Origin of the sequence: Acinetobacter sp. WCHA39 (assembly GCF_002165385.1) — a bacterium.
In the GTDB taxonomy this organism is placed as follows: domain Bacteria; phylum Pseudomonadota; class Gammaproteobacteria; order Pseudomonadales; family Moraxellaceae; genus Acinetobacter.
Genome location: NZ_NHRP01000040.1, coordinates 1 through 25,238, shown reverse-complemented (window position 1 = coordinate 25,238; position 25,238 = coordinate 1). Strand labels below are relative to the sequence as shown.

Below are 25,238 nucleotides of genomic sequence, written 5' to 3'. Positions count from 1 at the left end.
CAGTAAGTTTATTTCGCTACGGTTTGGACTATGTTCAAATGGCTATTCTACGTTTGATTGGTTTTGGAAAAAAAGAAAAATTTAAGAAAGTGCTCGCAATTTTAAGGAAGAAAAAGCCTGATAGGACAAGGTCCCTATGAAATTTGTCGTTTACAGAGAAAATTAGCATAATACACGTTATACTAAATTAAAAATGGGAGCCTAAGCTCCCATTTTTATTAATGATTTTTTAAATCTTTTAGCATTGCTTCACGCAGAATTTTATTCATACGTGTTTGATAACCTTTTCCTTGTGCTTTTAACCATGCTAATACATCCGCATCAAGACGAACTGACGTTTGTTGCTTCACTGGACGAAAAAATTGCCCATGACGAATAGCATTACTCCAGTCTGTAATTTCAGGAATATCTGATAGATCTAGCTGATCGTCAGGAACCGTTCCCTTAGCAAGCAAGTGTTCAACTTCAGCATCTTGCTTGTTGCTGAAATTTTCATTCAGCTCTTCGCGTGTATATCTAACCATGCTCATATTGATTGCGCTCCGCTTTGGTTACTTGTCTTGCACTAATGATTCGTATGATTTCACAGTCATCTTCATCAAAGATGGTATGAGCGACTAATAACATCAGTACGCCTTTAACCTTACCAATGGTTTGCCAACGCTCTTCCCCATTGGTATGTCTGTCTTGGATTGAGATCCGTAGAGGATCTTCAAAAACAAGGCTTGCAGTTTCAAAAGAGATATCATGCTTTTTCTGATTCTTTCGATTCTTTGCCTCATCCCATTCGAAATACTGTTCCATAAAAAACATTCAAATTTGTATATACAATAATGTATCACATAATTGTATCGCTCAAGCTGAATAGAGTTTTTTTTGGTCAATTTTATTGGCTGAAAGTGACAATTTCGCTGAATAAAAAGCCGACTTGTTTCAAAATCGGCCTTTTGCTGTTTTTTAGGGTGGTTGAAATTTTTTAACTATATGAAAAACAATAATTTTTTAAAGAACTGTAACTCCAAAATAGAAATGTCCGGTTTCTCCAAAGTAAAAATGTCCGCTTTTAGAATATGCACTTCTGCAATTTCCTTAGCGGACGGTTTGATATGTTGGTGTCTATATCAGATAAAGAACTTAAACGATTGTCGGTCTTGCAGGAAATCTGCGATCAACGCATAACTCAATCCCAGGCTGCCTAGCTACTTCATATTTCAGAACGTCAGATCAGACGCTTACTGCAGAAATACAAAGCTCAAGGTCCATCTGCATTAGCCCATGCCGGTCGTGGCCAAATCAGCAATTCCAAACTTCCTGAAGAACTCAGACTCAAGTGCCTTAATATTGTTTCTGACCAACTCCATGGTTTCGGACCCACTTTAGCGCATGAAAAGCTCACCACCGTACATGGATTCGATCTTTCAGTAGAAACCCTGCGTTCTTGAATGATTGCAGCTGACTTATGGATTCCTCGATCCAAGCGCCTGAAACGCCCGTATCAGCCTCGTTACAACCGGGATTGCTTTGGTGAACTGATCCAAATTGATGGCTCACACCATGACTGGTTTGAAGGACGCGCTGCTAAATGCTGTCTGCTGGTGTTTATCGATGATGCTACAGGAAAATTGCAGCATTTACGCTTCTGTGAGTCAGAATCAACCTTTGACTATATGATTTCAACACGCTTATATGTCGAACAGCACGGTAAGCCTTTAGCATTTTACAGCGACAAACATTCAGTCTTTAGAGTGAATCAAAGCAGCAAGAAAGACACTAAGATTACCCAGTTTGGACGTGTACTCAGCACCCTGAAATCGATATCATCTTCGCTAATTCACCGCAGGCCAAAGGCCGTGTGGAACGTGCTAACAGAACCCTTCAGGATCGTCTGATCAAGGAGATGCACCTGAAATGTATCTGTTCGATTGAGCAAGCTAATGCCTGGCTACCCTGCTTCATTGAGCAGTTCAATCAGAAGTTCGCCAAGCTGGCTTTTAATCCTAAGAATCCACATCGGCCTATCACTGAAACAGCCGAAGAATTAGATGATATTTTTACTTGGCGTGAACCCCGCAGAGTCACGAATAGCCTGACGATTACTTATGATAAATGCGTATATCTCCTGGAAAACACCGAAGAAAATCAAAAGCGTTGAATCAAAGCAATACGCTCTTTTGTATCTGAATTTCCACGTTTATTGAGCAATGTCCAAACAATAGGTATCGCTATTCCACGATAGACGATGGCTAACATCAAGATATTGATGTCTCGTTTTCCCCATTTCCAGTTGGTTCTATCCAAAGTTAATTGGACTTTATCGAATGAAAATATATTGAAAATTGGTGGTGTTTCAAAAAGTATGCTGACATTAAATGAAGCCATTATTGATGTAAAAAAGGTTAAGTCGAAAGCTTTAAAATGGTTTTCAATCTTTTTTGAAAAATTACGACTCCTTCTAAAACCGCGCCTAATTCGATGCCTTATTTTGCAATTATTACCTTCAATGCCTACAGTAAAAAATTTACCAATACTTTGCTTGCAGTTTTTAAAAGCAGTTATGAAACTGTCCCAATGATCACTTGCAATTCGGGTGTAGTGAATACCTAATTGTTTAAGCTTTGTCTTCAATCGTTGAACTGTAGCTAAGTCTCTTTTACCCCAAACATAAGCAACAATCTCACCTGTTTCTCGATGGAAGGCGTAAATAAGCCATTGTTTATTATTCTTATTTCCCACAAAAGTCCAAAACTCATCAACTTCAAGAGACTCATAATGACTTTGTTTAGGCTGAATTTGGTAGGTCGATTCGGTTAAAGTACGTAAAACTTTACCGATACTGATTCGCTCAACTTCAGCGATATCTCGTATACCACTACCTCTGACCATCAACTGTAATATTTTTCGAGTAATGCCTGAATTACATCCTAGATAGCTCAGAGCATGGTCGCCAATAAACTGACGTTTACAGTCTTTACACTGATAGTTTTGTTTCCCATCTACTTTGATGCCATTTTTCTTTATACTGTCACTGAGGCAGGTTGGACATTTGATTTCTAGAGTTATTCGCATTTCTCTATTTTATTAAAATTCAACCTGCTTTGTTTCAGCATACTTTTTGAAACACCACCTGAAAATTAACTGAGAAATTTGACGATAATCGAAATACTGATCTGCAAAGAAACGTTGTACACGTCGATAAAATGATTGTGGTAAGCACGTGATGGGTAAGGCTTTAGATGCAGAAGAAAGGTTACATGTCTGTTTTACAATTAATGCCAGCATAATCAGTGTAAAACATTTTAGATGTGACTTGTTCCACTTTAGATATTTGTTTAAGATGAGATGTAACTCATTGAAATGAGTCATCATATTCGTCGTCAGAAAACAAGTATTATGCCATTATTTCAATGAGTTATCTTTTTTTGTCATGTACAAAGATAAATTTACTCAATTAAAAAAATAGTGTAGCAAGTTGCTACACTATTTTTTACTTTATTTCTCTAACATTCGTTTTAGGAAAGTTTCTAATTCTTGTAAATTTTGATCATCAAATTGTCCGATTTTTAAAGATACCTTTAATGTATTATGGTCAAATTTGATATTACCAGCAACTTTCCCACCATATTCAATTTTATGTACAATTGAGGTTTGAATAACTTCTTTGGTTTCTCTTGACTTAAAGATTTTTTCAGCTAGTGATGCCAATTTTGTCTGTTCAACTTCTTTGTTAAGCAATTTTGACCATGCTTCGAATAATGCTGCTTTAGCATATTCATGGTTTTCTTCATGATCTGATAGAAACTTTTTCACTGCTGTAGCAGCGGTCCTTGCTAATAATGACGGTTGTTTTTCCAAATCTTCAATCAACTCTCCAGGTAATTTTTCAAAAGATAAATATTTATACATATCTTCACGATTCATACCTAATGACTTTGCTAACTTCTGCTTATTTTTTTTTAATTCTTCATCCAAAGAAGTTAATCCAACATATATTTCATAATCTGTCAGATCTTCTCGCTTTAAATTTTCAGCTAATGTTAATAAAGCAACTTCTTCATCTGATGCATCAATAATGATTACTTCAATGGTGTTCTTATTGAGAAATTGGTGGGCTTTCAATCGTCTTTCACCAGCAATCAACTCATATTTATCATTTATTCTACGAACTGCAATTGGTTGTAATAGTCCAATTTCCTCAATTGATGCTGCTAAATCTTCAATATCTTGTTGATTAAAGAGTTTTCGAGGCTGGTTAGGGCTAGCCTGAATATCTGTAATTTGTACATTACGTCTTAGCTCTTTGACATCGTTAATATGCTCTTTTTGGGCATGTTGATGCTTTTGAGTATTTTGCTGAAGACGTTTAGCCAATAGCTCTTTATTACTTACCATAGTATTTCCAGAATTATATTATCCGACACGCCGAACAATTTCTTGTGCTAAAGTTTCAAAAGCTTTTCGAACTTTTGAGTTTTTATCAACAGATAATAAAGGTTGTTGCAAAATTGCAGCTTGATTAACCTTAGTGCTCATTGGAATTGTGGTATGCAATAATTCTCCAACTTGATTAAATGCTTCATCTTTTATTAATTTACATACATTCTGACGCTCATCATGTTTAATTAATAAAGCACCTAAGAGTTCTAATTCAGGGTTAACTCTTCTAATTTTACTTAAATGATTAATTAAATCAGTAACCCCATAGAGACCGTATTGTGAACCAGATTCAATTGGAACAATAACATGTGTCGAAGCGGCTAAAGCATTGCTGGTTAGTAATTTTAAGCTCGGAGGACAATCAATAAGAATGTAGTCATATAATCCTTCTAGAATTTCCAATTTATTTGAAAGTTCCTCGGATGGTCTTGGTGCATCATCTTTCAATTGATCTTCAGTTTTACCAAGAGTTAATGAGCCATATATTAAGGAAACATTTTTAAATTTTGTTTCTTCTTCTAATGCTTCCGATAATAGACTTATATCACCAATAAGTAATTCAGCTGATGTAGTTTCAACTTCGCTAGGGTGTCTTAATCCTATATGTAAACTTGCATTTGCTTGTGGATCTAGATCAATTACTAAGACTTTATTTCCTAATTCGGCAAGTTCTGAAGCGAGATGTACTACAGTAGTTGTTTTCCCGCAACCACCTTTATGATTAGCTACAGCAATGATTTTAGTTGACATATTTGTCTTAAGGAATTTACTTTGATTTCATTTAATATAAAGATATTTGTAGCAACTTGCTACAGTTCCTTTGTCATATTTTTATCTTTTAAATTCAGAAGATGTAGCAAAAACATTTCTTAACTTTTTTTAAAAATATAGCTAGCTAATTTTAATTAGTATTAATTAATATTAATTAGTTAATTATAATTAGACAGATTTTATTTGTTTAAAAACAAATATATAGAGTTTTTAAAGTGGAAGGCGTGTCACTAATAAGTGGAAAGCCTGTCATTGATAAGTGGAAGGCCTGTCACTGATAAGTGGAAGGTTTGTCACTAATAAGTGGAAGGTCTGTCACCGATAAGTGGAAGGTTTGTCACTATGGTGGAAGACTTGTCATTGTTATTTATTTTAACGTGGATTTTTTAGTTTAAAATAATATAATTCAATTACTTATAATGTTGATAAGTTTGTTTTTCTTAAAATAAAGGTGGAAGACTTGTCATTAGATGTTTTTTATTCTGTGGATAAACTATTTGTATAAAATTTAATTGATAACATGATGTTTGATAGTCAAGAATACCGGAATGGTGGAATGTTTGTCACTTTAATAGTGGAATATGTGTTTATTAATTCCACTTTAGTGGTGTTGTAGGCTATTTCTACTTTCAAATTGATTGCTTTAGCGGCACGGATGAATAATCAAAGGTGGAAGAATTGTCACTTAAAAGTGTTTAATTTCATATTTATTCCACCATAAGGCTGAATAGTATCAAAATTGCACTTTAATAGTGACACTTCTTCCACTCTTAAGGTGTTTGATGGGCATAAACTGAGTTAATTTAATGTAAGCAAGAGAAAATAGTGAGCAGTTTGCATCTTCTTCCACTTTTGTGTATAACATGTAGAAAATATTTTAATCTTTCCACTTATGAGCAATCACAACGAACCAGAAGAATTAGAACATCTACCTTATTGTATTGGTAATATTCGACATAATGGAGTAGTCAGCACTAGTAACCGTCTGATTAGACCAATTGAATTATCATCTAATGAGTATAAAGCTCTACTTTATGCAATGGCTGTTGCGAATTATGGTGAGAAGAATAATCAAGATCGTGAAATTACAGAGCAAACTTATATTTATTTGCATAAAGATGATTTAGGCGAACTATTAGGATTAGATAAAAAGAATTCCATTAATGTTGCTATTGATCGTATTTATAAAGAATTATCATCACGAGTAGCTCATTTTGTAATTGAAGAGCCCGTGGATGATAATAAGCGTAAAGTTAAAAAAGTACACTCAGTAGTACCAATTATTCGTGAACTCCGTTGGGAAGATGATGCTAAAAATGCTTTGCAGATACGTTTCACCAGTGAAGTACTTCCATATTTTACTCGTTTAGCAAATGGAAATTTTACGACCTATCAATTGAAAGATTTATTTGCTTTGGACTCTGTAACTAGTATGAGTTTGTATTCATACTTTATCAAAAATGAATTTAAGTATGCTAATCAAGATTCTTATGAGGTTGAACTTTCACTTGAGAATATCAAAGCACTAATTGATATTGGGGAGAAAAAATACGATCGTTGGGTTGATTTTAGACGATACGTTTTAGACAAAATTATTGAAGAAATTAATGAAAGGACTAGTCTTCAATTAGAGTACGATACCATCAAGAAAGGTCGACCTATTGTTGGAGTTCGATTTAAAATTCTTAATAGGCATGCCACTGAAGCTGTTGTATCTAATGCTAATGATAAGACTCAAATCTATTTAGATGTCAATTTTGATGATAATGCGCTTGTTAAAGAATTAGGTGCGAAGTTCGATATGACCGTAAGGTCTTGGTACATCTATGCAAACGACCCAAATTATAAACAGTTTAGTAAGTGGTTTAAGACAGAAGGGTGCTTAACTGAATCTCAAGCAAATGTGATAGTGAATGATATTATGTTCCAAATGGATTTTGCTGTCGCTGGCAGTTCAATGAGTGAATTTAAGAAAGAAATGAAATATAAATTAAAAAATAATCCAAATTTTGTAAAAGAAAATAGAAAACGATTGAATGAAATATTTGGAAAAGACGTTATATGACTGTGTAGCAACTTGCTACACTTTTTACTAGTAAATATTGATGACCTATAAGTTAGATTTTTTAGAAGAAGCATTAGCAGAATGGAACAAGCTGAATCCAAGTATTAAGCAGCCATTGAAGAGGAAGTTGATCAAGGTTTTGGAGAATCCTCGCATTCCCAAAAAAGGTGAGTTTCAGCAACATACTCATCTTATTTAGTAACGACAGCAAGTTTCCTGTCCAAGCTGAACCAAGTAAGAGTAAAGGTGGAGGCAATCCAAGTATCTCTGATCAATACAAAACCAATCTTTCAAGATTCAAGTACTACGATAAGTTCGGTATCTCAAAGATATACGACAAGTAATGTCATCTACATGCTTACGCATGCACAGATAATTGGTTACTATTCCCTTACTAAAACTAGATAAGCTATTCATTGCAGGTTGATTTTATGGCTCGTGCTCCAAAGCAAACCAAACAAGAACCCTTAGAAGTCGTTCTGTGGAAAACAGCAGACAAACTTCGTAAGAACATTGACGCTGCAGAGTACAAGCATGTTGTTCTTGGTTTGATCTTCCTCAAATACATCAGCGACACATTCGAAGCTCACTACAACTTACTCGTAGAAGGTGAGGGAGAGTTTGCCGGAGCTGACCCAGAAGACCGTGATGAATACACTGCATACAACGTTTTTTTTGTTCCAGAGAATGCACGTTGGTCATTCCTGTTAAACCAAGCAAAACAACCTAACATTGGCAAGTTAGTCGATGAAGCAATGGAAGCTATTGAGAATGACAACCCTCAGCTCAAAGGCGTACTTCCTAAGGTCTATGCACGTCAGAATCTCGATCCTACGAGCTTAGGAGAGCTGATTGACCTGATTGGTAACATTGCACTAGGCGATGCGAAATCTCGCTCTGCCGACGTGCTAGGGCATGTATTCGAGTACTTCCTTGGTGAGTTCGCTTTAGCTGAAGGCAAGCAAGGCGGGCAGTTCTACACGCCTAAATCCATTGTGAGCCTATTGGTTGAAATGTTGGAGCCATACAAAGGACGTGTATTCGATCCTTGCTGTGGTTCAGGGGGTATGTTTGTTCAGTCTGAGAAGTTTGTAGAGTCTCATCAAGGCTTAGTCGATGACATCTCGATCTATGGACAAGAGAGTAACCAAACCACTTGGCGACTCGCTAAGATGAACTTAGCCATTCGTGGCATCAACTCAGAGCATGTGAAGTGGAACTCTGAGGGTTCATTCCTCAACGATGCACACAAAGACCTAAAAGCGGATTACATCATTGCTAATCCACCATTCAACGTCTCTGACTGGAGTGGTGACTTACTTAAAGAAGATGCTCGTTGGTCATTGGGTGTACCACCTGCAGGTAATGCCAACTTCGCATGGATGCAACACTTCTTGTATCACATGAGTCCTAAAGGTCAGGCAGGTGTAGTCCTTGCGAAAGGTGCTTTAACCTCTAAAACCAGTGGTGAAGGTGAGATTCGTAAAGCCTTGGTTTCAGAAGCCAATGTCATTGACTGTATTGTGAACCTACCTGCAAAGCTGTTTCTGAATACCCAGATTCCTGCTGCTCTATGGTTTATGCGTCGTGACCGTGTTGGTTCAACCAAGTACAAAGACCGTAGCAATGAGATTCTGTTCATTGATGCTCGTAACTTAGGTCATCTGATTAACCGCAGAACCAAGGTGTTGTCGGATGAAGACATCAAGTTGATTACTGACACTTACCACAATTGGCGTAACAAAGACGGTGAGTACGAAGACGTTGCAGGCTTCTGTGCATCTGTACCGCTTGAGAAAGTGGCAGAGCTTGATTATGTACTCACCCCAGGTCGTTATGTTGGTTTAGCTGATGACGAAGATGAATTTGACTTTAAGGAACGCTTCACTAGCCTTAAGGCAGAGTTTGAAGCACAGCTTGTAGAGGAAGCGAAGTTGAACCAAGCTATTGCTGAGAACTTGGCAAAGGTGATTGTATGAGCGATTGGAAACAATGTTTGTTGGGCTCGATTGCAGAAGTGCAAACAGGTCCTTTTGGTAGCCAACTTAAGAATGAGCAATACATTACAGGAGGTACACCTGTAATTACTGTTGAGCACATTAATGCTTTTCGGATACAAAACATTGATTATCCTTCAGTTACTGAGGATGATAGACAACGCTTAGCAAGGTATTCTCTAAATGCAGGTGACATCGTCTTTACACGTGTGGGATCAGTTGATCTGAGTGCATATGTAAAACCCGAGAATCAAGGTTGGCTCTTCTCTTCTCGAATGCTGAGAGTACGCGTATCTACAGTAGAGGTTGACTCTCTTTTCTTGAGCTATTTTTTTAGGCAAGAAAAATTTAGAGAATACATTTTGAATATTGCTGTTGGTGCAACAATGCCATCTATCAATACGCAAATTCTTAAAGATATCCCTATTTCATATCCACCTCTCCCTGAACAAAAAGCCATAGCCTCAGTCCTTTCATCATTGGATGATAAGATTGACTTATTACATCGTCAGAACAAAACCTTGGAAGCCATGGCTGAAACACTGTTTCGTCAGTGGTTTATTGAGGAAGCGAAAGAGGATTGGGAAGTAACTCCTTTAAGTCGTATTTTTGACTTTTTAGAGGGTCCAGGGATTAGAAATTGGCAATATGTAGAGAATGGAGTGAACTTCATTAACATTCGTCTGATCGATGTGGGAGAGGTGAACGTAAATAGTGCTAATAAGATTTCTGAGGAAGAAGCATTCGGAAAGTATAAGCACTTCATGCTTGAAGAAGGTGATTTAATAGTCTCAACATCTGGAACCCTAGGAAAGAGTGCGATCATTAGAAAGTATCACCTACCTCTATGTCTCAATACTAGCGTCATACGTTTTCGCCCTAAGCAAGATATATACAGAGAATTTATGTACTCTTACTTAAAGTCAAGAGTTTTTCTTGAAGAGCTTGAGACCACTGCTAGTGGAAGTGTACAACTTAATTTTGGACCTACACATCTTAAGAAGATTGATATTAGATTACCTCCAACAGAGCTTATAATGTCTTATCACACAATAACTTCGGAAGTGTTCAATAAGATCAACTCAAATTTCGAACAAATCCAAACATTAGAAAAACTCCGCGACACCCTGCTTCCCAAACTGATGAGTGGTGAAGTACGCGTGCAATTTAAACAAGAATCAGCAGCTTAATTTTTGAGGTGAAGCCTATTGTGGCTTCACCTTTTTTACATCCAGGGGTAAACATGAACAAGAAGCTAATAGGGGCTTTAATTGCAATCGTAGTCGTGATCTGTGGCTATTTGTATGCTTCGCCATATCTCGCCATCAATAACATTAAGAAAGCAGCAGAAGCAGGTGATACTGAAAAGCTATCAACCTACATTGATTATCCAAGCGTTCGAGAAAGCTTTAAATCTCAGGTGAAAGCCAGTGTTATGAAGGACATGGCGAATAGCAATAGTGATGGTTGGGAAGCATTAGGTGAAATGTTGGCTGTTGCTATGGTGGATAAAGTCGTTGATGCCATGGTGACACCTGAGGGTGTAACACTCATGCTTCAAGGTAAGGATATTCGTGATGCAATTAAGCAAGATTTGGCAACTGAAGATGTCAAGCAAGAACAGAATGTAAAGTTTGAGTCGAGTACTCGATATTTAACTATTAATGATTTTGAGTTAACGCTTAAGCGATTGGATACAGACAAGAAGCTGAAAGTCATTATGCATCGTAATGGCTTAAGTTGGAAGGTAACCAAATTAGCTTTAGACCTAGATCAGAATTCAGTCGCTTTGGATCAAGAATCTAATCTTCAAGATACATCAAGCGAACAAGTACTTGAGGCAAAAGTACAAGATCGACCAACAATATCTCAAACGGTCTTTAATCACTCTGGTGCTCAAGTCGGTAAAGTCATGGAATTTTGCTATCGTGATCCATGTTCTGTTGCACAGGTCAAAGGATTTGAAATATTAAGCCAAACTCCAAATGACGTAGATATCGAATTGACCTTGTTGGGTGGAAGCAAAGGGTGGGAGGATGAGTCTACTGAGTGGAATGATGCTACTCATACAATCCAAATTACTTGCTCTATTGAGAAGCCGACAGTTCGTATGGAAGGACAAGTGACAGTAGTTCCATTGAACAAAGATCTAGGTGTACCAGGCGTTTTGATGTCGGATGCTGAAATTTATGCTCATGCGTGTCATGGCGATTTCAATGGAACACTAGAAGAAATGACAACGAATTACGGCTACAACGTACATACTGAATAAAGAAGAAGTGAGCAAGGGGGGGGAGGATAGTGACTAAGATGACTGAATCAGACATTGAGCTGATGGCGATAGAGCAACTAGAGGGAATGGGTTATACCTATGTGTATGGACCAGAAATTGAATCCAAAGGAAATAACCCTCTACGAAGCTATAAGCAGGTCATCCTAGAAGCCAAGGTACTTGAAGCATTACAACGTCTGAATCCTCATTTGAGCGAAGACAAATGCATTGAAGCACTGAAGCAAGTCACCAATCTGCACTCCCCGGATATGCTCAGCAACAACCAGGCATTCCACCGCTTACTTACTGAAGGCATCAACATTGAAGTGAGCAAGGATGGTAACACCCAAGGTGAATATGCTTGGCTTGTTGACTTCAATAATCCAAGCAATAACCAATTCCTTGTCGTAAACCAAGTCACCATCAAAGAAGATCGTTGGACAAGACGACCTGACATTATCATCTATGTGAATGGCTTACCTTTAGTGGTCATTGAGCTTAAAAATGCCACAGACGAGAATGCCACTATAGAAGGCGCATATAAGCAGATACAGACCTACCAAAGCCAAATCCCTAGTCTGTTTACCTACAATGCCTTCAACGTCATCTCTGATGGTTTAGAGGCGAAAGCAGGCACTGTATCAGCAGACCTGAGTCGTTACATGGCATGGAAGACCAGTAATGGTCAAACCAAAGCCAAAAGTACTCAAGCACAGCTTGAAGTCTTGCTACATGGTTTGCTCAATCCAGTCACATTACTCGACATGATCAGACACTTCATTGTATTTGAATCCAGCAAACAAGAAGATGCCAATGGTTTGATCACCATCAAAACTATTAAGAAGATGGCTGCTTACCACCAGTACTATGCAGTGAATGCAGCAGTCCTCTCTACTATTCGTGCATCTGCAGTAAACTCGGACTCGAAGTCTGCAGAAGTCGCAATGCAGCAGCAAGGCAGAAGCAAACTGGAACTGGTTCAACAGCAGGCAGTAGGTGACAAAAAGGCAGGTGTAGTATGGCATACCCAAGGTTCGGGTAAATCTCTGTCTATGGTCTTCTACACAGGCAAGATTGTCTTGGCTTTGGATAACCCAACAGTGGTCGTGATCACAGACCGGAACGATCTGGATGACCAACTGTTTGGAACCTTTGCTGCATCCAGCCAATTACTGCGCCAGACACCAAAGCAAGCAGAGAATCGAGAAGAACTCAAAGAGCTACTCAAGGTTGGTTCAGGTGGGGTGATCTTCACCACTATCCAGAAGTTCCAACCTGATGATGGTGGCAGTGTCTATGAGCAACTCTCAGACCGAACCAATATTGTCGTAATAGCAGACGAAGCACATCGTTCGCAGTATGGCTTCAATGCAAAAGAGGTCGATGTCAAAGATGATGATGGTAAGGTGGTAGGTAAACGTACAGTCTATGGTTTTGCCAAGTACATGCGTGATGCTTTACCGAATGCCACTTATCTTGGCTTCACTGGTACACCAATTGAGAAAACGGATGTCAACACACCTGCAGTGTTTGGTAACTATGTCGACATCTATGACATCTCGCAAGCTGTTGAAGATGGTGCAACGGTTCGGATCTTCTATGAAAGCCGACTTGCTAAGATTGCCATCAGTGAGGAAGGCAAAGAGCTGATTGAAGACTTCGACGAACAGTTCAGTGAAGACGACTTAAACCAAACACAAAAAGAGCGTGCGAAGTGGGCAAGGGTCGAAGGACTGATCGGCAGTAAAGAGCGTATCAAGGCGATTGCCAAAGACATCGTAGAACACTTTGAACAACGTCTGAAAGCTAATGCAAACCAAGGTAAAGGCATGATCGTCAGCATGTCCCGCAGGATTGCTGTCGACCTCTACAACGAAATTGTAGCGATCAAACCAGAATGGCATAGCGATGATCTAAACGATGGTGTGATCAAGGTGGTGATGACCTCATCTGCTTCTGATGGTAAGGAGATTGCTAAACACCATACGACCAAGCAACAACGCCAAATCCTGGCCAATCGTATGAAGGACAATGATGACAAGCTGAAACTGGTGATTGTTCGTGATATGTGGCTGACTGGCTTCGATGCACCGAGTATGCACACGCTATACATCGACAAGCCAATGAAAGGCCATAACCTCATGCAAGCGATTGCACGAGTGAACCGAGTCTACAAAGACAAGATTGGTGGCTTAGTTGTCGATTACCTTGGTATCGCATCTGACCTGAAAGAAGCACTTTCATTTTACTCTGAAGCAGGTGGTAAGGGTGATCCTGCACTGGTTCAAGACGAAGCTGCAACCATTCTACAAGAGAAGCTCGAAGTGATTGATGGCATCATGCATGGCTTCAATTACCAAGAATACTTCACAGCCAATACTTCTCGTAAGCTCAATATTATCCTTGAAGCAGAAGAACACATCTTAGGTGTAGACCAAGGAGAAGGTAAGACTCGCTTCCTGACAGCAGTTGCAGCGATGTCACAGGCGTTTGCTTTAGCGGTGCCTCATCCTCATGCGATGGAAGCAGCACCAGTGGTTGCCTTCTTCCAAGCAGTGAAAGCGCGACTTGCGAAGTTCAGTGATGGCTCAGGCAACGTCTCAGGCATGAGTAATGCTGAGCTTGAAGCCAAAGTGAAGCAAACCATTGACCAAGCACTTGTTACTGAACAAGTGGTCGACATCTTCGATGCAGCAGGAATCCAGAAGCCAGACATCTCAATTCTCTCAGATGAGTTTTTGCAGGAGATGAAAGGCTATCAGCATAAGAACATTGCACTTGAAACATTGAAGAAGCTCCTTGGTGATGAGATCAAGGTAAGAGAACAGCGCAGTGTCACCCAAGGTAAAAAGCTCATGGATATGCTGAGTTCTGCAATCAAGGGCTATCAGAACAAGGTACTGACTGCAGCCGAAGTGATTGATGAACTCATCAAGTTGGCTAAAGCCATCCAAGAATCAGACAAGCTGGCAGAAGAACTCAACCTGACTGAATACGAATATGCGTTCTACTCAGCAGTCGCAGACAATGACAGTGCTAGAGAGTTGATGCAAAAGGATATTCTTAGAGAGCTTGCAGTTGTCCTCACAGACTCGATTCGTAAGAATGTAACCTTGGATTGGACTGTTAAGGAATCTGCGAGAGCGAAACTCAGAGTCATCGTGAAACGCTTGCTGAAGAAGTACGGTTATCCACCTGATATGGCTTTACTGGCGACAGAGACTGTCTTGGAACAAGCAGAGCAATTGGCTGAAGAATTAGGAACGGCAGCTTAGTTGTCACCACTAAATTACAACTAAAACACAACAAGGGGGCAGTTTTAAATGTCATTAGAGGGTCATTTTTACACTGCCGCTAACAAGCTTTTAGATCAGGATAAACTGGTTGAAAATTTCATATCTGGAGCAGATAAAAGAGTTAAGAATCTAGAAGTTTCACAAAAGAAATTCGTTCGTTGTCCCTTTTCTTTAAACCAAGAATTAATAACACTAAATATAAAAAAAATGGAAGAATAATTTACTAAGTTATTGTTTTTAAGTTGATCCTTGTTTTATATGGGGGTGATAATAACTTCTGATTACTAGTTTTTACCTTAAATATACCGATTGAAAGATTCATTTAAAGGCTATGAATACATGAGTTTTACAGTTTGGCTAGGTCAGCATGAGTACTTTTCACAAGATTTAAGATCGACCATGAACGTGATTAAGTTATAGGGGATTGATGAAATAGTTTTTATGAATTTCTGGCTTTCTGGGCTGATTTTATCAAATTCATGTCTATGCAAAATTGCGACATATTTCTCGTGCTGGTAGTTATCCAGAGTTTGGTCTGCATCTATCCATAGTGCAGACCTTTTTTTGGTGACAGTTTTTTCTTAGTGATTTTCGATCTGGATGTAGTGATTTCACGTTTGCAGAATATATCTTGGCGGTGATCCATCTAATATTCGTGATTATAAAGAGAGCTAATTCACAGGTTCTACAGATTATGTAGCGACTAACTATATCAAAGTCTATTTGCAGTTGATGGTTGGCGCTTAGTTTATATTTACGCTTAGGTTTCAGTTAAAAAATCAATATTCTGTTGAATCCGTGATTGAATCATCTGTAGGGTAGATTCTCGAATTTGATGGGGATACAGGCGCTGCGCAATTTGACTAAATTGAAGTGCAATTTCACGCATGGTCAAGATGATCTCATCGACTTCTAGAGTAGTCAGATTAGCTTCTGAAGTACCGAGTTTATGTATGTCATTTCGGGAAATATTGAGCGCTTCTCCCATAATGTCCATTTGATGATAACCACCTGGACCCTCGCAGAAGGTCACATCATAGGCTGGAGCCAATTTCCATTGACCATTTTTCTCCATGAGAAATGAAAAGTTCTTAGTATGGTCATCCCGATTATTGAAAAGCACATTAAACACAGCACGTTTAAAAGCATGCAATCTTTCTCGTACATCTTGCGTACACATCAAGGTTGCCCGGAGAAAATTGCGATAGTCTAGGCTACCTGGAACTTTATAGTCTGCTCCTGTATATGCAGCCAAACTCTGCATTGGAATCCGCATACCATTTTGACGATCGAATCGTTTAGAAGCAAAAGCCGTTAAACCATTGGGCAAATTAAAGAAATGGGTATCTGGAGTCTCAATTGCACAAAGTCGCAAACATTCTGCATAGACGGCTTCAATGGCGCAGACTTCAGGATGCTCTTGCTGAGCAGGGAACTTAATCAGCCAGGCTTCATGTTGATCAGAATCTTGAGTCGAAAACTCTAAATTGACAGGATCTCGGTAAACCAACGCTTTTGGTCTGGCACCTTGAGGGGAGCCACCCATGACCAATAAATGCTGTAGAAATTCACCACCTTCACCTTTGAGTACTTCTTGAACTTCCTGGGCCAGTTGTTGTAAAGGGATATTTTCTGAGGTTTGCATGTCAGCAACACAAGGTTCAAAGGAGAGGGCACCCATTGCGTGACTACTAATATAGGTCAGACGCTCCAATAACACTAAATATAAAAAAATTGGAAGAATAATTTATTAAATTATTGTTTTTATGTGGTTATTGGTGATGTTATGAATAATAATAACTTTTTTCTTGATGAATTTTACCTAAAAAAATTGATCAGATAATTTTCTTTAAATGTCATGCATACATAAATTTGACAGTTTGAAGGGATCGGTATGTGCATTTTTCACAAGGTTAAAGATCGACCATAAATGTGATAAACGGCAGAGGATCATTGAAAAATGAATGGATTTAAACACTACATGTATGCACGAAAAAAAGTATCGCTGCGGTTCTGCTGACAGGCTGTATTGAGCATTGAATGCAAATGATGTAGTAATTGTCTACAGGCTATAGGACCAGCATGAAGAAGAATGAAATGTAGTTGCCAATTTATAACCTTGGTTGAAAAGCATAGCATTGTTATTCGGAGAAGTGAGGTAAGCCATCCTTCTCTTATTCATTTAAAATGATTCTTACTCAACTGATCTCGACTCATGGGCTGGTTCCAATTAGACGGATAATAACTTCCATCCCCTATCTTTTTCTTACCACATTTCTTGCATTTAATCCCTTCTTTGGAGATTTGATTCAGCATCACTGTTGTCGGTTGAATCAAATCAATGACATAGTTCGTTGGTTCAGGAAAAGCAGAAGAGGCTGCTTTATTGCAAAAGAGAACATTCGGATCAAATGGATTGGATTGCACAAAAGCCATGATACAGCCACAGAGTAATTCACCTGCATGTAATCTGTAACATCCATTCAGGTCATCAGACGAAGATTAATCTGAAATTTAAGCACTAAACGCCATAAATCTATGTATGGGCAGACTTTTTTGAGACATATGTTGATAAACATGCGGCAAGTTACATTGCTTAAAAGTCTATCTAAGTTAACGATCTATTCAATTCTGGATAAGTAATCTGAATATTACGATCCTAAATTACCCGAAGAGTATTAAGATTTCTAAGAATCGTGATTGTTGGTTTATTTGGGAAATTAATCAGTGGATTGAAGCAAAGATGATGGCTCATTAAGGATTGTGGGCTTCGACTACTTAAATTTTAGGTATTTTGAATAAAGCATATTTCAAAAATCTTAATTAATGGATTTAAATTACCATAAAAACCTTCAATATTGGCTTGAATCCATTGTTGTTGAGAGTCAATGCGAGACCAATCAATACCATAACCACAATGAGCAATCAGATGCTCAAAGAAAATCCGTTGTGTACGTCCATTACCTTCACGGAATGGGTGTATGACATTAAGCTCACAATACAAGTCGGCAAGTTGAGGAATCAGTTGTTGTGGTGCTAAGCCTTGAAAGTATTTTTTTTCTTGAAGCGTTTTGAGTAGTTTATTGGTTTCAATTTCAATACGGGAAAAATTACAAAAACGGGTGTCACCTTTGGAAATATCGATTTGTCTTAACTTTCCTGCCCAGTCGTATAAGTCGCCAAAGAGCTGCGCATGAATTGATTTTAAGTATTGTAAGTCGTAAGGTGGTTCAGCATATTCAATTAAGTTACTTGCCAATCCAGACAGTTCTAGTTCAGCTTGTTCTAAAATTTGTTCATCATGAATATTGAGTTTGTTCTTTAGGATATTTGTGCCAGGGTAACAATACAGGCTGTCACCCATTTCCCCATATTTATCCATACATGCACCTGACTAAGTTTCGGGTTGCGAATACTTCTTATATTTTTGCAAGATTTCAGCTTTACTTTGTTGAGTTGTTTGAGCTGTCGTTGTAATGCCTTCAAGCTTTAGGCTGGCTTGATAGTTTTGCGCACGTGTCGCTTGAATATATTTTTTTTTCTGTTCAGTGGTTCTGAGCATTTCGAAACTCCATTGATGCTACACGTGAAGTAAGTATAGCAGAGAATCTTTTTGATCAATGCTGCATACACAGCATTTCAAAATGTAATACAACGGTATTGTTTCATGTAATAACAGAAAACTAAAAAAAAGTGGAAGAATTTTTAAAATTTAGACCACCCATGATAAGTAAACCATATGTATTTGTTGATAATTGTAATTTTGAGAAAATTTAGTTGATAAATTAAATGAATTTTAATATACAAAGATATGCTCATTTTTTATATCGATAAAAATGTTAAAATTTGACTATTTAGTAAAAAATATAGAGATATTTATGGGGCAATTTATCATGCCCTTTTGCTTTGATCGGCCAGATATTCAGATTGAGATGGTGAAAATCAATTCAGAATTATTGAAAATCAAAAAGATTAAACAGAGTCAGAAAGTCGTAGTACAAGCAAAGTTCAAAGTAATCTACGTCAAAATTTGGCAAAAAATTTTGCTATTGATGCAAACGGAGCGAGGATTACGTGTGCATTCTAATTATGTTGCAATCATACAGTTGATACAAAATCTGGATTATTTTATCGAAAAATCACAGCAACATTCATGCTTTGAGAGAAAAGCCCAAAAAGAGTTAGATGCAAAATTTTTTGCTCGATTTTTTAAGCTGACAAAAAATTCAATAAAAGATCAACTCATACCAAATTGTGCGGATTTAAATGAATTTTACACATACAACTCGATAAAAATTTAATTGAAAATGAATATGCAAATGACTGAACGAGAAAAGCGATTTTTAGAGTTAGCAGAAGAATTTCAACAAGATTATTGTCTGCTACGTGATGAAGTTGTGAATACACAATTTCTCGATCTATCAGATGATTTGTATGAAAAAGTTCATGCGCTATATGAGAAGGCGCAACAGATATACGGCTATATATCTAGTACGAGGCAAATTGGTAATTATTATTTGCTAGCTTGTTTAAGTTATTTTGCATCTCCTGATACTAGTAATACGCAAAATTTAACGTCTCAACGTTATCTGATTCTGCAAGCAAGTTTTTTAACTTATCGACATTACCAAGATTTTTCAAAAATTCCTAAAGGTGAGAATAAGAAAAAACAGGTCTGTGATCTCTTGCGTTATGTATCACGATATGTGCTGCATTCTAGTAATGCTGAATTATTTGAAGAATGCAGTAAGCTATTAAATCGTTATGTCATGTACGAACGTAGCTTGAAAAACGAGGATCGTAATCAACTTTTTAATATTAATGATTTTCAAGAAATAAAAGTAATTGAATATTTATCGGCACTATTGATCATATTTATACGACTAGATGATCGTAGTGTTGTTCATCGTCAACGTAAGTCAAAAGAACGGAAAGCTTTACAATGGCCAACTAAAAACGAAGTCAGAATATTTCGTGAAATAAAATCAGGTAAGCAAGAAGATGTCGGATATAACGCAAAAATCAGTTTTCATGATGCCTCTCTTCACAAAGATGAAGATGGTGAAATTGAGCTTGCAGACGCTGAAGTAGAGTTATATTCAGAAGATGAAAAGACTAAACAATTTAATCATATAATTAGTGATTATGTTGCGCATTACACGCGTCATCGCCAACGCCGGCATGCTCCATTTATTACAAATCCTCATTATTTAGCGCCGGACGTACTGAAGCAAGTTGTATATGTACTAAGAGCCGAATTATTTGGAAACTGGAAAGATGCTGCAATAGCTGCTGCATGTTTATTATCACTGTTGACAGGATTATCACCCGTTGCACTGATGAATTTTAACGAGCTTATTCAAGATGGAATTTTGATCCAGAATGGTTCAAGTAGACGTCGCGAATATTTACTCAAATTAAATCTTAAAATTACAGAGCAGAAGATTAAGAGCTTAAATCATGTGCGATGGAATGAAGAGATGTCGCATCAACTACATCTACCTGCGGCATGGTTTGACTACATCGAGCAAGGAGATAATCCATCTATATCTTCAGCTTATATTAATACCAAGCTTAAGAAATGGCTTGATAATCAGTTTGTAGGTTCGATCACCGTTGAAAAACTTCAAGCACAATTATATTTTCATATATGTTATGAAACATTTAATGAATATCTTGCACATGTGATCGCGGGCCGGGATAGTCAGCATCATATGCCCGGTATTTTTTATGGCGGGCTTCCAAAGGCTCAACTGGATACTACATATCTTTGCTATTTAGAAACAGTGCTTACACCGCATTCTGCTCAATTTGATGAAGACACAGCAGAACTTAATATATTGCAACAAAAATTTAAAATTAGATCTGCTTTATCTATAGGTCGGATAGGGAGCCAACTTGCACTTGCACCAAATTTCGTACAAGAGCAATTTAATTACTTACATAAGCACTGTGAAGAGAATATTCAAAAACATAAACATATCATTAATCAACTGAATGCATATGCCTGCTGGATGTGGCATGTTAGTTTGTTGTGTTTAACAAATCGACCTAAAGAAAGTCTGTTGGGTCAATTGGATGATTACTGTTTTGAACTCAAGCTTTTATATGTGAATGATAAGAAAAATAGTAAGGCAAGAAAGGATGGTCGCTTTATCCCATTATCTGATTTTTTCATCAAAGCATTGCAAAATTACACTACTTTTTTAGAACAAATTATTGAAGCATACGGTTTATTTTTTAGACAAGTCTTTGTAAAGAAGAAAATTACTATAAATGATCTTTTTGGAATGGTCCTAGTTAGTAACGAGAGCCTTCCGATGACTGTCAAAGAGTGGCAGAGTAAAAAAATTAAGTTAATCCCGTTATCAAGGAGCTGGGTAAATGCCTATATGCGAGAGATTTTTCCCAGAAATATGTATTCAAATTGGTTACGCCATTTTGATATGAATTTTTTGATGCATGAGCAGCAAGAGGGTAAACCAGCATTAGCTTTTCACTTAATTCAGGCCCTGTATGGTCATGACCAACGTGACCGAGAGGCTTTTCATCCGCATTCTTCACTTATCCCGAATGTCTATGTACAGCAAGCCCGCCAGCAATTGCAAGATAATGTCAAATCTTTATCGATTAAACACTTAGAGCGAAAATAGTTGTATGCAAAAAATCAAAGAACTAATAAAACCACAACTAGATGATCTATTTGTTGATATTCATAAAATGGTGAAAAAGTCGCTAGATAGACAGCCTTCTCCACCTGAAGTATTGACGAAAGAAATGCAGCAAAAACTTGATCAGCAGATCGCTGAAAAATGGCATGACATTAAAGATAGTGTTGATTGTTTGAGTCAAAAGTTGAGCCGAGACGAACAATCAAAACTGATGCAATTTACTGAAGATGAATTTAATAAAAGAAGGAAGCAATTCAACCAGAATGTAGATAAAAAATCATACAGAATTAAGCTAAATCCACATACTAAACGGATCGTACTGCCTAGAAAAATTGAGAGTACAGAGTCACGGTTAGAACAGGGGCATCTACATATCCATGTACTTAAGGAATTAAGGCAGTATTGGCAAGATTCATTTGAATATTGGAATGAACCAAAGTACTTATGGGGAAATTTATGCTTAAGTTTTATATATATTTCAGGCTGTGCAGATGAACAGCATTTGATTGCTATTCAGAAGCAATTGCAGGAGGCCATTGAGCTTGGTACAGATCTGAATTGTTTTCGGTTATACCATTCGGACTACAAAAAAATCACTAATCCATTGTTACTACATTATCGTGTTGAAAACTCTCAATATGGCAACGATGTAGAACAGGGAAAGTTGTACCAATGGAAACATGTTTTTTTTAACCCATATGCGCAGTTCATTTTGCAATATTTAAAAAAGTTGAAAGCTACTCAGAAAGAATTTTGTCTGCAACATTCAGTTGAAGATTGTATTTTAGAAAGCTTGAGTAAGATAGGCAGGAAAAAAAGTCTTGGGGATCTGCAATATCAAATTAAACGCCGTGGATTTCGTGCATTTAATGATGTGCAAATGGTACTCGAATTTAATCCAAACCTCAGCATAGATATATTTTTGAGTAATGTGCTTCAGCAAGAGATTAATACTGTTGCTTTAAGGCCATCCGAATTTAGATTGCTGTGGAATAATGATTACAATCAAGTCACAGAACCAGATAATCGCCCTATTCATTTTGAACAAGAGCAGTTACTTCCTGAAGTTCCGACTGTTCAAAGCAAATTACAAACGATTCCGTATGAGTTGATGTTGTTTGGTCAAAAGAAACGTAAAGGTCAAAAAGTTGAGCGTTTAGATAAAAAGAGGAATAAAGAAGAACGCACGCTACGTTTTTGGCAAGAAACTAGAAGGGTGTTAGAGGAGAAGATAGTTGATGCTAATACGGAGGAAAAGTCTTTAATTGATGCTCAACTACGCTTAATTCACTGGTTAATGCATTTAAAAAAACGAGGGCTTCAATTATCAACTATTGAAAGCTACTTAGGATCGTTTGGCAAAGAATTTATATTTGAGATTTGGCTCAATAAATTAGATTTAAAGCAACAATCCATAGATGACTATGAGGATTTATATCGGCAGCTATTGAAATACAGCAGTGAACGTGATGAAAAAGCAGTTCAACGAGATTCGGTGAAAGGAAAAACCTCTCGTAAGATGCACCAAAGCGCAGAATACCGTTTTGGTCGCCTAAAAGATTTTCATCAATTCTGTATAGAGAATTATGATGCTCCAGGGGTATTGGTGTTACAGAATTCAAGTTTTAAGCATTTACAAATTTGCAATGCACGGCTAGTGAGTCCTTTGCTATTTGGCAAATTATTGGAAAAACTAGAAAATTTAAGTCAAGAGCCAACGGCATCAGAGTGGGTCGATCATCTGAGTTGTTTAAAGCTGATGTATTTACTAAGTTATAGAACTGGACTTCGATTAAATGAAGTTCGTTGTCTTAAAATACAAGATATTATTTGCCCAGAGCTACTTTATAAAGAAAAAGAAAATACAGTTTTTAATAATATCACGCTTCATATCCAAGACAATTCATATCGCCGTCTGAAAACGCGAAGTGCGAATCGTCAAATACCATTGAAAATTGCATTGTCAGAACATGAGTTTTTAGTAGTACAACGTTACATACAACATCGTTATGAGTAATATTTGGTTAATCAGCAGGATGATCAACTTTTTAGTGTGAATCATCGTGTATTAACTGATCAATGTATCAGCAAAATTACAGTAGATTTGTTTAGTCAAATATTAGGTATGCATCATGGCTTTAGTTTTCATACATTACGCCACAGTGCTGCTAACTATCTAGCAATAACTTTGCTCGGTTCAAAAGAAATGATCAAGACCTACACAGATTGTCCTTGGGTAAAAGCAAAAAAGATGAGGGATTTATTGTTTGGTATGAAAGCACGTGCTCAAGAAGAGATTATTCAACATAAATGGCAGGTGCTCGCCTCTTGGATGGGGCATAGCAGTATTGAGCAAACGGCTTCAAATTACCTTCATGTTTTGGATTTATTAGCAGTCGATCGAATTTATAATTCGCCGTGTATCATTTCAAAAAAAGTATTAGAACAGTGTTTTGGTCCAGTGAAGTCAAGTACAGAGTACATAAACTTAAATCGTTATACTCAGCAGCAGAAATGGTTTGATTCTTATCATCAGCAAACACAGCCATTCACAATGGTTGGCCAACAAGAGAAGAAGTTTAGTATCGAGAATAGTACTCTGACACCTTATCAACGTTTGATAAATTTTAGAGATGCCCGTAGCAAAGATCCCCAAGCTCAAGTATGGCTGCAGCGATGTCAATTGATGTGCACTAAATGGATGAGCCCCCAAAAATTTAACTTAAAAGTTGAAAATATTGAGGGAGAGATTATAGATGAAGGTTGGTTTGAGGATCTTCACAATAAAGCCAGGAAATTGTCTCGTTCTAATGAACGCAATACCTTCCTTGATTTGTACGATCAAGAAGAGAATAGGCCTGACATATATCAAAGAAAGAACAAGATTGATGCTCTAAAAATATTATTACACTTTGGTAAGTTACGTAAGAATTTTTTGCATTTTGTATGTCGAGATCAAGACGATGAGCAACGAATTAGAAGTTTTATTGCTGGAATGAAGCCAATATTAGGAGAAGAGCTAAATTTAGGTATACAAAATTATCCAGTTAATATGAATGCACCTGAGCGAAGAGTTCAATTCAGTTTTCAAAGAATAGACTCTAATAAAAATGTGACAGTTCTGGTTTTATTTAATCTAATGTTAAAAATCATGCAGGAAGATGAGCTTTGGATTAAATAGCCTAAGCTAACTAAAAGGTATTGTTTAAAAATTTCTTTGGTCATAAGTAAACGGCTTTTTTGCTCAAGCCTATACCTTAAGTCTACCGTACAACGAATTGGTGCTCTTACAATAAATCCTTGATCAATCGAGGAAACATATCGATAGGGTAAGCTCAACCACAAGATAAACAGGGATCAAATTAAGCTTATTCTGAGGCAGCTTGGGCAAATTTAATCTTCAAATCTTTGGGCAACAAAGCCGAGCGTTACCGAAATCGAGGTAAAAGACTGCGTATGGGATTTCTTTTAATTGTTGGAATTTACAATATAGAATTGAGAAAGAAATGATTTGTGTAAGAGAACTATTGTTATTCGTATAATTTTAAAACAAGATATCAACTATTTAAAATTGTGATTTTAGCATTTTAAGCATGCCATTAATTCGGTTTGATTAAATTGCAAAGGGGATAATAATGCTAGAAGATGAAAATAAGAGGGTGTAAATAATTCTGTGTAAATACAGTTTTAAAAATACTTGGTTACACGCTCTTCAAACATGATACTAAAGCG

The 25,238-nt window shown here is 37.3% G+C and carries 15 protein-coding genes and 8 pseudogenes; 12 read left to right on the top strand and 11 right to left on the bottom strand.

Going from position 1 to position 25,238, the window contains the following annotated elements; all coding sequences use genetic code 11:
- Positions 1 to 140, top strand: a pseudogene (locus CDG56_RS14780) (IS4 family transposase); the annotation flags it as partial.
- Positions 141 to 218: 78 nt separating this feature from the next.
- Here CDG56_RS14780 and CDG56_RS14775 read toward each other — a convergent pair.
- Positions 219 to 530, bottom strand: a complete 312-nt coding sequence (locus CDG56_RS14775) for a BrnA antitoxin family protein (protein WP_005155677.1) — start codon at positions 528 to 530, stop codon at positions 219 to 221.
- The gene (locus CDG56_RS14770) at positions 517 to 804 is read right to left on the bottom strand and encodes a BrnT family toxin (protein WP_005155676.1); all 288 of its coding nucleotides are present in this window, start codon (positions 802 to 804) and stop codon (positions 517 to 519) included. Before CDG56_RS14770 ends, CDG56_RS14775 begins: the two co-directional genes overlap by 14 nt.
- Before the next feature lie 302 nt (positions 805 to 1,106).
- On the opposite strand from CDG56_RS14770, the pseudogene CDG56_RS14765 reads away from it, so the two are divergent.
- Positions 1,107 to 2,146, top strand: a pseudogene (locus CDG56_RS14765) (ISNCY family transposase); the annotation flags it as partial.
- Here CDG56_RS14765 and CDG56_RS14760 read toward each other — a convergent pair.
- From CDG56_RS14760 to CDG56_RS14740, 5 genes and pseudogenes are all read right to left on the bottom strand, one after another.
- Positions 2,143 to 2,337, bottom strand: a pseudogene (locus CDG56_RS14760) (IS4 family transposase); the annotation flags it as partial. The pseudogenes CDG56_RS14765 and CDG56_RS14760 overlap by 4 nt on opposite strands.
- Before the next feature lie 28 nt (positions 2,338 to 2,365).
- Positions 2,366 to 3,066: pseudogene (locus CDG56_RS14755) on the bottom strand (IS1 family transposase).
- A 60-nt stretch (positions 3,067 to 3,126) separates the two neighbouring features.
- Positions 3,127 to 3,363, bottom strand: a pseudogene (locus CDG56_RS14750) (IS4 family transposase); the annotation flags it as partial.
- Positions 3,364 to 3,489: 126 nt separating this feature from the next.
- Positions 3,490 to 4,389: a ParB/RepB/Spo0J family partition protein gene (locus CDG56_RS14745; protein WP_005166156.1), complete on the bottom strand. Its 900-nt coding sequence runs from the start codon at positions 4,387 to 4,389 to the stop codon at positions 3,490 to 3,492.
- 18 nt (positions 4,390 to 4,407) lie between these two features.
- Positions 4,408 to 5,184 carry a ParA family protein gene (locus tag CDG56_RS14740; protein ID WP_005166158.1) on the bottom strand — a complete coding sequence of 259 codons (777 nt, stop codon included), beginning with the start codon at positions 5,182 to 5,184 and terminating at the stop codon, positions 4,408 to 4,410.
- A 913-nt stretch (positions 5,185 to 6,097) separates the two neighbouring features.
- On the opposite strand from CDG56_RS14740, the gene CDG56_RS14735 reads away from it, so the two are divergent.
- The 7 genes and pseudogenes from CDG56_RS14735 (at position 6,098) to CDG56_RS14710 (ending at position 15,054) form a co-directional block, all read left to right on the top strand.
- Positions 6,098 to 7,270, top strand: a complete 1,173-nt coding sequence (locus tag CDG56_RS14735; protein WP_005155758.1) for a replication initiation protein — start codon at positions 6,098 to 6,100, stop codon at positions 7,268 to 7,270.
- A 40-nt stretch (positions 7,271 to 7,310) separates the two neighbouring features.
- Positions 7,311 to 7,433: pseudogene (locus tag CDG56_RS17125) on the top strand (type II toxin-antitoxin system RelE family toxin); the annotation flags it as partial.
- 268 nt (positions 7,434 to 7,701) lie between these two features.
- Positions 7,702 to 9,249, top strand: coding sequence for a type I restriction-modification system subunit M (locus tag CDG56_RS14730; RefSeq protein ID WP_074163985.1), 1,548 nt, complete (start codon positions 7,702 to 7,704; stop codon positions 9,247 to 9,249).
- Positions 9,246 to 10,457 carry a restriction endonuclease subunit S gene (locus CDG56_RS14725; RefSeq protein WP_074163986.1) on the top strand — a complete coding sequence of 404 codons (1,212 nt, stop codon included), beginning with the start codon at positions 9,246 to 9,248 and terminating at the stop codon, positions 10,455 to 10,457. Before CDG56_RS14730 ends, CDG56_RS14725 begins: the two co-directional genes overlap by 4 nt.
- A gap of 53 nt (positions 10,458 to 10,510) precedes the next feature.
- The gene (locus CDG56_RS14720; protein ID WP_074163987.1) at positions 10,511 to 11,539 is read left to right on the top strand and encodes a DUF2939 domain-containing protein; all 1,029 of its coding nucleotides are present in this window, start codon (positions 10,511 to 10,513) and stop codon (positions 11,537 to 11,539) included.
- Positions 11,540 to 11,577: 38 nt separating this feature from the next.
- Positions 11,578 to 14,814: a type I restriction endonuclease subunit R gene (locus CDG56_RS14715; protein ID WP_074163988.1), complete on the top strand. Its 3,237-nt coding sequence runs from the start codon at positions 11,578 to 11,580 to the stop codon at positions 14,812 to 14,814.
- A gap of 48 nt (positions 14,815 to 14,862) precedes the next feature.
- The gene (locus CDG56_RS14710; RefSeq protein WP_074163989.1) at positions 14,863 to 15,054 is read left to right on the top strand and encodes a hypothetical protein; all 192 of its coding nucleotides are present in this window, start codon (positions 14,863 to 14,865) and stop codon (positions 15,052 to 15,054) included.
- Positions 15,055 to 15,595: 541 nt separating this feature from the next.
- On the opposite strand, the pseudogene CDG56_RS14705 reads toward CDG56_RS14710, so the two are convergent.
- The 4 genes and pseudogenes from CDG56_RS14705 to CDG56_RS14685 all read right to left on the bottom strand — a co-directional run.
- Positions 15,596 to 16,549 (bottom strand): annotated as a pseudogene (locus tag CDG56_RS14705) (type II toxin-antitoxin system HipA family toxin); the annotation flags it as partial.
- A gap of 464 nt (positions 16,550 to 17,013) precedes the next feature.
- Positions 17,014 to 17,271: a hypothetical protein gene (locus tag CDG56_RS14700; RefSeq protein WP_004726728.1), complete on the bottom strand. Its 258-nt coding sequence runs from the start codon at positions 17,269 to 17,271 to the stop codon at positions 17,014 to 17,016.
- Positions 17,272 to 17,620: 349 nt separating this feature from the next.
- Positions 17,621 to 18,217, bottom strand: coding sequence for a putative adenosine monophosphate-protein transferase Fic (locus tag CDG56_RS14690; RefSeq protein ID WP_004826955.1), 597 nt, complete (start codon positions 18,215 to 18,217; stop codon positions 17,621 to 17,623).
- A gap of 12 nt (positions 18,218 to 18,229) precedes the next feature.
- Entirely contained in the window at positions 18,230 to 18,397 is a 168-nt protein-coding gene (locus CDG56_RS14685; protein WP_002125865.1) for a YhfG family protein, read from the bottom strand.
- A 274-nt stretch (positions 18,398 to 18,671) separates the two neighbouring features.
- Between CDG56_RS14685 and CDG56_RS14680 the strand changes: the two genes are divergently transcribed.
- From CDG56_RS14680 to CDG56_RS14670, 3 genes and pseudogenes are all read left to right on the top strand, one after another.
- The gene (locus CDG56_RS14680) at positions 18,672 to 19,136 is read left to right on the top strand and encodes a hypothetical protein (protein WP_032073110.1); all 465 of its coding nucleotides are present in this window, start codon (positions 18,672 to 18,674) and stop codon (positions 19,134 to 19,136) included.
- 12 nt (positions 19,137 to 19,148) lie between these two features.
- Complete coding sequence (locus tag CDG56_RS14675) at positions 19,149 to 21,488, top strand: hypothetical protein (protein WP_074163990.1); 2,340 nt, start codon at positions 19,149 to 19,151, stop codon at positions 21,486 to 21,488.
- A gap of 4 nt (positions 21,489 to 21,492) precedes the next feature.
- A pseudogene (locus tag CDG56_RS14670) lies at positions 21,493 to 24,687 on the top strand (tyrosine-type recombinase/integrase).
- The last annotated feature ends 551 nt before the right edge of the window (positions 24,688 to 25,238 follow it).